Raw genomic sequence first — 13,531 nt, 5'->3', positions numbered from 1 at the left:
ATGTATGATCATGAAGAAGTGTATGATGGTTGTTATGCTGCTTTTGGGGACAGAGATACAACTTATTGCACAAATCAGTTGGGAGCAGGTGGTTCCCGGTGTATGGAAAGGAGTGGTGGGAACCCCTGAAAATTATTCTTTATTGAAAGCGGCAGGTGTTGCTCCGAAATTGGATGGCTTTAATCGGTTACCGGAAATGACACTGCCTGCATTGGCTTTTGAAATAGGAGGGAACGTACAAGATGGAAAAACTGTTTTGTATATTCCTTTGCAGCCAAAGGAACAATTATATGGGTTCGGACTTAATTTTCAAACAATACATCAACGGGGTAAGATTTTGAATTTACATGTGGATCATTATGGTGGCAGAGATAATGGTCGAACACATGCTCCGGTTCCGTTTTACATATCCAGTCAAGGATACGGTATTCTGGTGAATTCGGCCCGTTATTTAACCGTTTATGCAGGGAATGGTATTAAAAAAGACAGCCCCAATGCAGAGAAAGCAAAAGATCGTAATACGGATAAAACTTGGACTGCACAACCTTATTCGGATGCAGTTTCCATTTTGGTGCCTGCTCCCGGTGCCGAAATTTATTTGTTTGCAGGTCTTACCCCCATGGATGTGGTCAGACGTTATAACCTTTTATGTGGTGGCGGTACTTTGCCTCCTCGTTGGGGATTGGGATTTACACAACGTACACCGACACTTTATACATCGAGACAAGTGGAAAATGAAGTGGAAGAGTTCGAGCGTCATGGTTATCCGCTTGATTTTATCGGTTTGGAACCTGGTTGGCAAAGTAAAGCTTATCCGTGTACTTTGGAGTGGGATTCTGTACGTTATCCCGATCCGGTTGGTTTTGTAAAAAGGCTTATGGATAAGGGTATCCGTGTTAATTTATGGACCAATCCTTATATTTCACCTGATTCAAAATTATACAAAGATATGTATCCGGTTAGCGGTTCTCATACGGTATGGAACGGCATTGTGCCGGATTTGGCAAATGACAAGGCAAAACGGTTGTTTCAGGACAAACTGATACAAGAACATATCGGTATAGGAGTCAGCGGGTATAAAATAGATGAAGTGGATGGATTTGACCGTTGGATTTGGCCGGATGTAGCAACCTTTCCTTCGGGAATTTCGGCTGAACAAATGAGACAAACGTATGGAGTGTTGGCACAACGTACAACAAACGAACTTTTTAGAAAGTATAATAAACGTACTTATGGATTGGTACGTGCATCCAATGCCGGAGCAAATTCTTTCCCTTATGTGTTGTATAATGATTATTATAACCATTCTGATTTTATAACAGCATTGATTAACTCTGGTTATTGCGGTGTGTTGTGGACTCCGGAAGTACGTAGTTCTCATTCTGCGGAAGAATGGTTGCGCCGTTTTCAAACAGTTGTATTTTCACCGATGGCAATGATCGATGCATGGAATAGTGATACGAAGCCTTGGACATTTCCGGAAGTGGCCGAACAAGTGAAAGAGTATGCACTGCTTCGTATGCAGATGATGCCTTATTGGTATACAGAATTTGCCCGGTATCATTTTGATGGTATACCTCCTTTTCGGGGGATGAGTTTAGAACCGGGGTTTACTTTGGATGGGATGATAACCTCTGAACTGAAAGAGAAAAGTTTGGAAAATAATCCGTATCTTGAGGCGGTGACCAAAGAGATAAAAGACCAGTATATGGCAGGTGAATATTTGTTGGTTGCTCCGTTATTTACCGGACAGACAGAACGTAAAGTTGTTCTTCCGACAGGGAATTGGTATGATTTTTATACCGGTGCATACGTGGGTAACGGAGAGACGATTACTGTTGCACCAGGATTGGACCGTATCCCTGTGTATGTAAAAGACGGTGCAATTATTCCGATGATGGAACCAAGGCTTCATGCGCCGAAACCAGGCGAAAAGATAAGTTTGGAAATCCGTCATTACGGTAAAGCGGATGGTACTTACCATTTGTATGACGATGATGGAGAGACATTTGATTATGAGAAAGGAATGTATTCGTGGAGAGAAATCAGCGTGTCACATGATAGAAACGGAAAACCTAAGGGGTATATTTCAAAAGCCGAGAAAGGGAGACCGAATTCTATAGGGAAGATTACATGGCGTTTCATGACGGATACTTTTTGATAAAATGATATTTGGTATTAAATCGGTGAAATGGATTGATTGTGTGGATTTTATTGATCATTAATTTTGTTATAATCCCAATGAATAATAGAATAGTTGTATACTTATGATTTATATCCTGCAGTTCTTTATTTGTTAGTGGGATAAGTTTAATCTATTACATTATATGTGGAAAAAAGTAATATTATATTTTTTTTGGGGTGTTTTCATCTTATACCCGGGCAGATGACCTGATTACTATTAATTATAACATCCAGCCTGTTTACGGATACAGGCTGGATGGAACGCCTGGACGTATTGTAGAAATCAAATTGAAAGGTAAGAAGTTGCAAGGCGACTGCCTGATTGATGTACTAGCAAAAGGTTGTAAAGAAAAATTGTTTTACACTGAATGCAAAAGACTCCACGCATATAGAACTCCAGCATCCGATCACAGCTAATTATAAGAAGAATAGCAAGAGGAAATGAGTATCGGAATAGGGGATGAATATTGTAGATAACTTAAAATAAAAACCCCCATAACCTTATCAGTTACAGGGATTTAATATGTCGTAATCGTTATAATTACTTGCTCAAAGCCTGAGCTACGTCAACAGCACAAGCCACAGTACAACCTACCATCGGGTTGTTACCAATTCCTAAGAATCCCATCATTTCTACGTGAGCAGGAACAGATGAAGAACCAGCGAACTGAGCATCTGAGTGCATACGACCCATAGTATCTGTCATACCATAAGAAGCAGGACCGGCAGCCATATTATCTGGGTGAAGAGTACGACCTGTACCACCACCTGAAGCTACTGAGAAGTAAGGCTTACCTGCCAGTGTACGTTCTTTTTTGTATGTACCTGCAACTGGATGTTGGAAACGAGTAGGGTTAGTAGAGTTACCTGTGATAGATACGTCTACGCCTTCTTTCCACATGATAGCTACACCTTCGCGAACATCATCAGCACCGTAGCATTTTACTTTTGCACGTTCGCCATCAGAGTAAGCGATTTCGCGAACTACTTTCAATTCGCTTGTATAATAATCAAACTGAGTCTGAACATAAGTAAAGCCATTGATACGAGAGATGATCTGAGCAGCGTCTTTTCCAAGACCGTTCAGGATACAACGCAATGGTTCTTTACGTACTTTATCAGCTTTTGCAGCGATTTTGATTGCACCTTCAGCAGCAGCGAATGATTCGTGACCTGCCAGGAATGCGAAACATTTAGTTTCTTCGCGCAGCAACATAGCAGCCAGGTTACCATGACCGATACCAACCTTACGGTCGTCGGCTACTGAACCCGGGATACAGAATGCCTGCAAACCGATACCGATAGCTTCGGCAGCATCAGCAGCATTTTTGCAACCTTTTTTGATAGCGATAGCAACACCTACTACGTAAGCCCACTTTGCATTCTCAAAACAGATAGGCTGGGTTTCTTCACACGTTTTATAAGGATCAAGTCCGGCAGCTTCGCAGATTGCGTTAGCTTCCTCGATGTCTTTGATGCCGTTAGCGTTCAAGGCTTCAATGATACCTTTGATACGACGGTCTTGACTTTCAAATTTTACTTCTCTAATCATAGTTTCTTTTCCTCCTTATATTATTCGTGACGTGGATCAATGTGTTTAACTGCTCCCTGTTCTGCTGTTACGCGTCCGTATGTACCGGTTACTTTTTTCAAAGCTTCGTTAGCATCGGTTCCTTTTTTGATTTCGTCCATGAACTTACCCATGTGTACGAATTCGTATCCGCAGATTTCATCGTTCTTATCCAAGAAAATATTCTTGATATAACCTTCAGCCATTTCAAGGTAACGAGGACCTTTAGCCAATGTACCATACAAAGTACCTACCTGGCTACGGAGACCTTTACCCAAATCTTCCAGACCGGCACCGATGATCAGACCACCTTCTGAGAAAGCTGACTGAGTACGTCCGTAAACAATCTGTAAGAAAAGTTCGCGCATAGCAGTATTGATTGCGTCGCAAACAAGGTCGGTATTCAATGCTTCGAGGATAGTTTTTCCCGGAAGAATTTCAGCAGCCATAGCGGCTGAGTGAGTCATACCCGAACATCCGATAGTTTCAACCAGAGCTTCCTGGATTACACCTTCTTTTACGTTCAGAGTAAGTTTACAAGCACCCTGCTGAGGAGCACACCAACCTACACCGTGTGTCAGACCTGAAATATCAACAATTTCTTTTGATTTTACCCATTTTCCTTCTTCGGGTATGGGAGCCGGTCCGTGGTTAGGACCCTTCTTTACAACACACATGTGTTCCACTTCGTGTGAATAAGTCATAATTAGCTCTTTTTTAAGTGATATAATTAAAAATACGTAGTCACGATTCTCAAATCGCACGCAAAGGTACTCGTTTTATTGGTTTTTGCAAATCGGCTTTTATTACTTTTTTATGAAAAGAATGAAATAGAAGAGACGGGGTTCGTATATTGTAATGTGGAGATTACATTTTAATATCTGAACTATTCCTCCCAGAGTTTGTTGTTTTTTGAAAAATGTAATTATGGAACTTAATCAGATAGATATACACTATTTAATAGCAGCTATTTCTGTTATAACAGCTGCTTTGGTTTTCTACACGATAGGAGTGTGGGGAGAACATGTGCAGGGGAAACTTAAATTCTGGCACATATTGTTTTTTCTCTTCGGGCTGGTAGCAGATACCGTGGGGACGGGATTGATGAAGAGTATTGCTCATATGACTCATTTACATGATGAGATACATACTGTGACAGGTGTTATTGCCATTCTGTTGATGCTGGTACACGCTATGTGGGCTATCTGGACTTATACGAAGGGATCTGCTGCGGCGAAGGCTCATTTCAACAGGTTCAGTATTTTTGTATGGTGCATCTGGTTGATTCCTTATTTTATTGGAATGTACTTAGGTATGTCGCTACATCATTAAGCTAAAGTGTATTCTTTTTCGGATGACGGATAGTTGTCAAAAAAGTAATTATCTGTTGTCGGATGGAATAAAGAAGAACGATGATTTATCGTCTGTTTCTGTGTAATACGTTGATTCTTAGTTTACAAACTATACTATTCTTTGAGTGTAAAAGTACGTATTTAATAGGATGTTAAGTGCGTACTTTATGTATATAAACTATCGTATTTTTAGGATATAAAAGTACGTATTCTTGTTTGATAAAGATAGGAATGGAGATTCTTGTATTAATAGTGTTAAAGGATTTACGATTGGACGATTTACTATTTACGATTGAAATTACTTTATTTGTAATTAAGAGTAACTCTTCAATCGTAAATAGTAAATCGTCCAATCGTAAATCCCTTAGTCCCTCATTAAAGGACTTTAAAACTCTTTGTTTGCCTGTTATCAGTTACTCTGATAATAGCAGGCTGAAGGAGAGTGAACTCTTGTAGTGTACTGTTACTTGTCTGTGAACTTTGAAACCGTCCCATCAAGTCATAAATCTCGATGACACTTTTTCCTTCTAATCCTGAAATTACAATCTTATTGCCTTCTTTATGGAGAGACAGGCCGGGAAGGTCTGTCGCTTTTTCTATTCCTGTTGGTGTTCCTGTTAGCCCGAAGTCATCTTTGCTTGGCGACGATTCGGCATTTTCATATCCGGCTTTCATGAGTTCGTCTACCAGGCTGTTGATATATAGTTCCAGATAACAGTATCCGGTTTCAGGATCAATATCTTTGTAGGTCTTTCCTTGTGGAAGATATTTCGCTGCCCAATCATCGGGAATTCCGTCATTATTACTGTCCACAGGCTTAGCTGTCGAATGATATGTGATGTAGCCTTCACTATTAGTTTGTGAATCAATGAGTCCGTTACTACTCCCATTAGAACCTTCGAAAGTATAATTTCCATTTCTGACATCAGAGATAACACGAGCGTCTATTACATCACGTTTCAGGCTTGCCCCCACGTAGTCCAGTACTTTTTCATAGGCTGCGATTGCAGTATGGGTAGTGGTAGAAGCTGTTTCAAACTCTACGGGACTTTTGATATTTTCGATGTTTCCTTCGGGCAATGCACCATTATTGGTGTTCGGGTGAATGCCTACCCAATTGTCTGCATTTGTCTTGGCAATATTTGTTTTTGATTTACTGCTTAGCTTAGAACAGCTATCATCGAAATAGTTTCCTGATACATAGAATACTCCCCATACACCGGGCGCATTGGTTTGTGTCCCGTCGTCGGCATTCGGTGAAAAGATGCGGTAAGTAATGTTGTCTTTTGTTGCTGTCGAAGCACCTGGTTTGTAGTAGTTGTTAATGAAATTATAATTTCCTCCTTCTCCGGCATATCCACCATTTGTCGGTCCCCAGTTATAGAACACGTTATTACGCAAATCTACTATTTCATCATCCGGTCTTCCTGTATAGCGGCTACCGCAAAGCCGGGGTGTGCGACTCTTATGGTGCGCCAGCAGGTTGTGATGGAAGGTAGCACCTTCACCACCCCAAATACCACCGTATCCATGTGAACCCTTACCGTGTACCGAATTAGTGAGGCTCTCGCTTAAAATGCACCATTGCATGGTGAAATTTTTGTTTCCGTAGAAAGAAGAACATTCGTCGGTACTCCAACTCATAGTACAATGGTCTATGATTACATTACTCTGATTGCGTCCCCACATCGCATCATCTTCTGTTTTTTTCTCATCGCCCATCCGGCAACGAATGAAGCGGATGATAACATTGCTGGCTTTTACTACTACGGAATAGTTTTTGATACAAATACCATCTCCGGGAGCTGTTTGTCCGGCAATGGTTATATTATTATTTTTTATTTCGAGCGTACTTTCCAGAGCGATAGTTCCTGATACATCAAAAACAATAATACGGTTACTACTTTTAAGTCCTTCCCGGAGTGATCCTGCTCCGCTATCATTCAGATTGGTAACACGATAAACTGTTCCTCCTCGTCCACCTGTGGTGGTATACCGGGCAAATCCTTCTGCTCCCGGAAAAGCAGGTGTGTTTTGTGCATGGAGTCCACAGCCGGCTACCGTTGCCATAACTAATATGGAAAATAGAGTAATGATTCGTTTCATAACTGATTAATACTTTTGTTTTCTGCAAAAATCGGCATTATTTCTTTTTTGTATGTGGATATATTATTCTTCTATGTGTAAGTTTTGGCTTTTGTAAGCAAAAAGCCAATATATGTAATGCTCCGTAACAATATATGTGGCAGAGCATTACATATATTGATGTGCGCCATTACATCTGCATCCTATTACCGATAACTTGAATATTCTTATAATAAAATCCCCGTGTAATTAATAGAGGGTAGGGTACCCTACCCTCTATTAATTACACGGGGATTTTTCTTTTAAAAAAAGAAGAAAATACGCCTGCGCGCGCATATAATAATGTGAATATAAAATTTATGGACAAAAAAAGGTATTTCATTGATAAAGTTCGTAACTTTGCAACATTATATAAACAGGAACACATTTATGATAGAAGTAACAGATGCTGCTCTGCAAAAAGCTGCGGGTGAAGGGATGGATGAGTTTATCCAGGTATTTACTGATAAATATAAAGAAGTGATAGGCGGTGAACTGACTGCCGAAACGATGGCTTTGCTTACAGGTGAACAACATTCGCTGTTGGCCTATCAGATTTTTCGTGATGAGATTATGACGGGAGGTTTTTGTCAATTGATACAGAATGGTTATGGGGGATATATTTTTGATAATCCTTTTGCCAAAGTGATGCGTCTGTGGGGGGCTGAAGAATTTTCCAAATTGATTTACCGGGCGAAAAAGGTATATGATGCTCATCGTACTGATCTTGAAAAAGAGCGAACCGAGGATGAATTCATGGCAATGTATGAGCAGTATGAAGCTTTTGATGAACTTGAAGAAGAATATTTTGAGATGGAAGAACAGGTAACTGCGACAGTAGCAGGGTATTTGGATGATCATTTGGAGTTATTTGCAAAAATAATAAAGTAGTCGGTGCAGTATTTTTTAAGTATCTGCATTTACCTATTGTGAATTGGAATTTATATCTTTGCAAACTCTAATAATAGATTTATGAAACAAGTGAAAATTTTGATGTTAGCCCTGGTTGTATTGATGGGCGTTGGTTTTACTTCATGTATGAATGGAGAGAATGATACTACGGTAAGGGAAGATGCTTTCGTTAAAGTTGTTTCTTATATGGGAAGCACTTGGTTTGAAGACGCTAACGGATTTAGGTATTATCCTACTGACGCTTCTTTGGCTGCGATGAAGACTCAAATGGGCTTTGAACCGGTTAATGGTGGCATGGCATATGTGATCTATCAGTATGACTCAGCTACACAGACTAAAACGGCAACCTCAACTTCTTTGAAAGATTTGCAATTGTTGTATGCAACGAAGTTGGATGCTACTGTAGAATCAGTACAGCATAAACCTGAAGAAGGAGAGGAACCACTATCGAATGATTCAATAGCAAAAGCCCCTATCAGAGGTTTGGAGGGAACAATTAGTACTTCTTATGGAAATATTACGTACAAACCTATTATGTTTGATGAGAGTACATTATTGCTTCAGATTGATTACTTTATGGGACCGGAAGGTTTGTTATCTCACTATTTTACACTTGTTCATTATCGGGATGAGTCTGTTGATGAGAATACTATAAAGTTGTATTTGCGTCATAATAATGGAAAAGATACTTCTACCAGTTATACCAGCGTAAACTACTTAAATCAATATCCATTTGTATTCTATAAGGCATTCAATCTAGGAAAACTCGATGGGTCTATTAATGAAAATACAAAAATTATTATTGAGGTACAAGAGAATAATACCAATATAGATTTGGAGAGTGAGCAGACTAAAACTAAAACATACACAGTACAAATTAAGGCTAAAGAATAAATTTGAATTACAAAGAGTTATTTAAAATAGCAATGTCATTAATTTCCTCTCCGGCCAAGGCCTGGGAGGAAATTCGTTTGGAAGAGGATAGGCGAAAAGTCTTTGTGGCTTTTGTCTATCCTATGATTGGTTTATGTGGTCTTGCTGTCTTTATTGGTTCTTTATTGGCCAATGGATGGGGAGGTCCGCAAAGTTTTCAGATAGCCATGACGCAATGCTGTGCTGTGGCTGTGGCCTTGTTCGGTGGTTACTTTTTGGCGGCTTATGCCATCAACCAACTGAGGGTACAGATGTTTGGGATGTCAGATGATATCTCTCTGACTCAGCAGTTTGCAGGATACGCACTGGTTGTCAGTTTCCTGCTGAAAATAATTACCGGACTGTTGCCTGACTTTAGCATCATCGGCTGGTTGTTGCAGTTCTATATCGTTTATGTGGTATGGGAAGGTGCGCCGATTGTGATGCAGGTTGAAGAAAAGAACCGATTACGATTCACCATTTTGTCGTCTTTGTTGTTAATACTATGTCCGGCAGTGATTCAATTTGTGTTCAATAAACTAACAGCAATATTAAATTAAGAAAATAATGAAACTGGCTCCTGTAAATATAAAGAATAAACGTGCTACATTTGACTATGAGTTACTGGATACTTATACTGCGGGTATTGTGCTCACCGGAACGGAGATAAAGTCTATTCGCTTAGGAAAGGCAAGTCTGGTAGATACGTTTTGTTACTTTGCAAAAGGTGAGTTGTGGGTAAAGAATATGCACATTGCCGAATATTTCTATGGCTCGTACAATAATCATGCAGCCCGTAGAGACAGGAAGCTGTTACTCAATAAGAAGGAGTTGAAGAAGCTGGAACGGGGAACGAAGGAAACAGGATTTACCATTGTGCCCGTTCGTATGTTCGTCAACGAAAAAGGATTAGCTAAAGTTGTTGTGGCTTTGGCTAAAGGTAAAAAGCAATATGACAAGCGCGAGTCTTTGAAGGAAAAAGATGATCGTCGTGATATGGACCGGATGTTTAAGAGATAATAATGTGCCGATGTGCTAATATGCCAATGCACCAATGAAAAAGATGACTATTCCACAATTAATATCCCAGCGTATCCTTATATTGGATGGGGCGATGGGAACTATGATTCAGCAATACAACTTAAAGGAAGAAGATTTCCGTGGCGAACGTTTTGCACACATTCCCGGACAACTGAAAGGGAACAATGATTTGTTGTGCCTGACCCGTCCGGATGTAATTCAGGATATTCACCGTAAATATCTGGAGGCAGGTGCCGATATCATCGAAACCAATACTTTTAGTTCGACTACGGTTTCTATGGCCGATTATCACGTAGAAGAGTATGTACGTGAGATCAACCTTGCTGCTGTGAAACTGGCACGTGAAGTGGCGGATGAATATACAGCAAAGAATCCGCAAAAACCTCGTTTTGTGGCAGGTTCGGTAGGTCCTACCAATAAGACCTGCTCTATGAGCCCTGATGTGAATAATCCGGCCTTTCGTGCATTAAGCTATGATGGATTGGCTACCGCTTATCAGCAGCAAATGGAAGCTATGCTCGAAGGAGGAGTGGATGCCATTCTGATTGAAACAATCTTTGATACCCTGAATGCCAAGGCGGCCATCTATGCAGCAGAGCAGGCGATGAAAAAGACAGGTATTGAAGTTCCCATTATGCTATCTGTTACTGTTTCCGATACGGGTGGACGTACACTTTCGGGGCAGACATTGGATGCTTTCCTGGCTTCTGTGCAACACGCCAATATACTTTCGGTGGGACTGAATTGCTCTTTTGGTGCCAAGCAATTAAAGCCATTTCTTGAGCAGCTTGCCAACCGTGCACCTTATTACATCAGTGCTTATCCGAATGCCGGGCTTCCTAATAGTCTGGGTAAATATGATCAGACCCCGGCCGATATGGCTCATGAAGTAAAAGAATACATCCATGAAGGATTGATAAATATCATTGGTGGCTGTTGTGGTACTACTGACGCCTATATTGCAGAATATCCGGCCTTAATAGAAGGAGCAAAGCCTCATGTACCTGCTCCTAAGCCTGATTGTCTTTGGCTTTCGGGACTGGAATTGCTGGAGGTGAAACCGGAAATCAATTTCGTAAATATCGGTGAGCGTTGCAATGTAGCCGGTTCGCGTAAGTTCTTGCGGCTTATTAATGAGAAGAAATATGATGAAGCACTTTCTATAGCCCGTCAGCAGGTAGAAGATGGTGCGTTGATCATTGACGTAAATATGGATGATGGGTTGTTGGATGCACGTCAGGAGATGACAACTTTCCTCAATCTGATAGCTTCGGAGCCTGATATAGCTCGTGTGCCTGTAATGATTGACTCTTCTAAGTGGGAGGTCATTGAAGCCGGACTGAAATGCCTGCAAGGTAAATCGGTAGTGAATTCTATCTCTTTAAAAGAAGGAGAAGAGAAGTTCTTAGAGCATGCCCGCATTATTAAACAATATGGTGCTGCTACTGTGGTAATGGCTTTCGACGAAAAAGGACAGGCAGACACTGCTGCCCGTAAAATAGAAGTCTGTGAGCGGGCTTACCGTTTGTTGGTTGATAAGATAGGATTCAATCCGCATGATATTATTTTTGACCCGAATGTTCTTGCTGTAGCTACGGGTATCGAAGAGCACAATAATTACGCTGTCGACTTTATCAATGCAACCGGCTGGATTCGTAAAAATCTTCCCGGTGCACATGTGAGTGGTGGTATTAGTAATCTTTCATTCTCTTTCCGGGGAAACAACTACATCCGCGAAGCAATGCATGCTGTCTTTCTTTATCATGCTATTCAGCAAGGGATGGATATGGGAATTGTCAATCCGGCTACTTCCGTACTCTATACGGATATTCCGGCCGATGTGCTCGAAAAGATAGAGGATGTTGTTCTGAATCGTCGTCCTGATGCTGCCGAACGTCTGATCGAACTTGCCGAAGCGTTGAAGGCCGAAAAGAATGGTGAACTTTCAACTTCTAACTCTCAGTTTTCAACCCATCTGGCTTGGAGAGAGGGGACTGTGCAGGAACGTTTGCAGTATGCATTAGTGAAAGGTATTGGTGACTTTCTGGAAGAAGATTTGGCGGAAGCACTGCCACTGTATGATAAGGCAGTGGATGTGATTGAGGGGCCATTGATGGAGGGCATGAATCATGTTGGTGAACTGTTTGGTGCCGGAAAGATGTTTTTACCTCAGGTAGTAAAAACGGCTCGTACCATGAAGAAAGCTGTGGCTGTTTTGCAGCCTGTTATAGAATCGGAAAAACAGGAAGGAGCGCCTCCGGCCGGAAAAGTATTATTGGCTACTGTAAAAGGGGACGTACATGATATTGGAAAAAATATTGTTGCCGTAGTGATGGCTTGCAACGGATATGACATTGTAGATTTAGGGGTGATGGTACCTGCTGAAACGATTGTGCAGCGAGCTATTGAGGAGAAAGTAGATATGATTGGCTTGAGTGGGCTGATTACTCCTTCTTTGGAAGAAATGGTTCATGTAGCTATGGAACTTGAGAAAGTGGGTCTGGACATTCCTTTGTTGATAGGTGGTGCAACGACTTCCAAAATGCATACTGCTTTGAAGATTGCTCCTGTTTATCATGCTCCGGTGGTTCATCTGAAAGATGCCTCGTTGAATGCCGGTGTAGCAGCGCGTTTACTTAATCCGAAAGCAAAAGAGGAACTTGTTGGGGAGTTGGCAAAAGAATATCAGGAATTGCGTGAGAAGAGTGGCATGATGCGTCGAGAAACAGTATCGCTTGAAGAAGCACAAAAAAATAAATTAAACCTGTTTTAATTGATATGAGTATGAAAAGGATTTCCGCTTTGTTGTTGATGGCAGCTGTTTTACTGACTATCATTGTCTCCTGTTCTTCTGCTCCGCAAGGTGCAGCATCTGCTTCCGGTAATGCGGCTTTGGATAATATTTTTGCCCGCAAAAGTGTACGTACCTATCTGAATAAGGGGGTAGAAGAAGAAAAGATAGACTTGATGCTGCGTGCCGGTATGGCTGCTCCTTCGGGGAAAGATCAGCGTCCGTGGGAGTTCATTGTAGTAACCGAACGGGCTTCTCTCGATTCTATGGCTGCTGCTTTGCCTTATGCTAAAATGCTAACAGAGGCTCGTTATGCCATTGTTGTATGTGGCGATTCCACCCGTTCTTCTTACTGGTATCTGGATTGTTCAGCTGCTACGCAAAACATACTTTTGGCTGCTGAGAGTCTGGGGCTTGGTGCTGTCTGGACTGCTGCTTATCCCTATGAAGACCGTATGCAGGTAGTCCGTAAGTATACTGCTCTGCCCGAAAATATCTTACCACTGTGTGTTATTCCTTTCGGATATCCTGCTACTCAGCAGCAACCGAAACAGAAATATGATGAGAAGAAAATACATTATGAGAAGTGGTAAATAGTGATTAGTGATTAGCGATGAGTGATAAGTGATTAGCAAGCTGCGCAGC

11 protein-coding genes are annotated in these 13,531 nt (G+C 41.2%); 8 read left to right on the top strand and 3 right to left on the bottom strand.

Annotation, left to right across the window (positions count from 1 at the left end):
- Positions 1 to 4: 4 nt before the first annotated feature.
- Entirely contained in the window at positions 5 to 2,161 is a 2,157-nt protein-coding gene (locus HCG69_RS03510; RefSeq protein WP_370634115.1) for a glycoside hydrolase family 31 protein, read from the top strand.
- 564 nt (positions 2,162 to 2,725) lie between these two features.
- Here HCG69_RS03510 and HCG69_RS03505 read toward each other — a convergent pair.
- Positions 2,726 to 3,736 (bottom strand): GGGtGRT protein, encoded by a 1,011-nt coding sequence (locus HCG69_RS03505; RefSeq protein ID WP_221648868.1) that lies wholly within the window; start codon positions 3,734 to 3,736, stop codon positions 2,726 to 2,728.
- 20 nt (positions 3,737 to 3,756) lie between these two features.
- Complete coding sequence (locus tag HCG69_RS03500; protein ID WP_002561828.1) at positions 3,757 to 4,458, bottom strand: iron-sulfur cluster assembly scaffold protein; 702 nt, start codon at positions 4,456 to 4,458, stop codon at positions 3,757 to 3,759.
- Between the two features lie 223 nt (positions 4,459 to 4,681).
- On the opposite strand from HCG69_RS03500, the gene HCG69_RS03495 reads away from it, so the two are divergent.
- Positions 4,682 to 5,086 carry an HsmA family protein gene (locus HCG69_RS03495; RefSeq protein WP_221648867.1) on the top strand — a complete coding sequence of 135 codons (405 nt, stop codon included), beginning with the start codon at positions 4,682 to 4,684 and terminating at the stop codon, positions 5,084 to 5,086.
- 395 nt (positions 5,087 to 5,481) lie between these two features.
- Here the strand turns inward: HCG69_RS03495 and HCG69_RS03490 are convergent, their stop codons facing one another.
- Complete coding sequence (locus HCG69_RS03490) at positions 5,482 to 7,212, bottom strand: pectate lyase (protein ID WP_221648866.1); 1,731 nt, start codon at positions 7,210 to 7,212, stop codon at positions 5,482 to 5,484.
- Between the two features lie 408 nt (positions 7,213 to 7,620).
- On the opposite strand from HCG69_RS03490, the gene HCG69_RS03485 reads away from it, so the two are divergent.
- The 6 genes from HCG69_RS03485 to HCG69_RS03460 all read left to right on the top strand — a co-directional run bounded on the left by HCG69_RS03485 (position 7,621) and on the right by HCG69_RS03460 (position 13,479).
- Positions 7,621 to 8,121 (top strand): DMP19 family protein, encoded by a 501-nt coding sequence (locus HCG69_RS03485; protein ID WP_221648865.1) that lies wholly within the window; start codon positions 7,621 to 7,623, stop codon positions 8,119 to 8,121.
- 81 nt (positions 8,122 to 8,202) lie between these two features.
- Positions 8,203 to 9,036 (top strand): hypothetical protein, encoded by an 834-nt coding sequence (locus HCG69_RS03480; RefSeq protein ID WP_195349217.1) that lies wholly within the window; start codon positions 8,203 to 8,205, stop codon positions 9,034 to 9,036.
- A 32-nt stretch (positions 9,037 to 9,068) separates the two neighbouring features.
- Positions 9,069 to 9,614 carry a Yip1 family protein gene (locus tag HCG69_RS03475; protein WP_221648864.1) on the top strand — a complete coding sequence of 182 codons (546 nt, stop codon included), beginning with the start codon at positions 9,069 to 9,071 and terminating at the stop codon, positions 9,612 to 9,614.
- A 7-nt stretch (positions 9,615 to 9,621) separates the two neighbouring features.
- Positions 9,622 to 10,074 carry an SsrA-binding protein gene (smpB, locus tag HCG69_RS03470; RefSeq protein ID WP_002561821.1) on the top strand — a complete coding sequence of 151 codons (453 nt, stop codon included), beginning with the start codon at positions 9,622 to 9,624 and terminating at the stop codon, positions 10,072 to 10,074.
- A gap of 34 nt (positions 10,075 to 10,108) precedes the next feature.
- Entirely contained in the window at positions 10,109 to 12,868 is a 2,760-nt protein-coding gene (metH, locus tag HCG69_RS03465; RefSeq protein ID WP_221648863.1) for a methionine synthase, read from the top strand.
- Between the two features lie 38 nt (positions 12,869 to 12,906).
- On the top strand, positions 12,907 to 13,479 hold the full coding sequence (locus HCG69_RS03460) for a nitroreductase family protein (RefSeq protein WP_370634114.1): 573 nt from the start codon (positions 12,907 to 12,909) through the stop codon (positions 13,477 to 13,479).
- Positions 13,480 to 13,531 lie beyond the last annotated feature (52 nt).

The sequence above is a fragment of the Bacteroides sp. K03 genome (assembly GCF_019734355.1).
GTDB lineage: Bacteria > Bacteroidota > Bacteroidia > Bacteroidales > Bacteroidaceae > Bacteroides > Bacteroides nordii.
The sequence above is the reverse complement of the archived record's forward strand: the minus strand, read 5'-3'. Positions and strand labels throughout refer to the sequence as shown.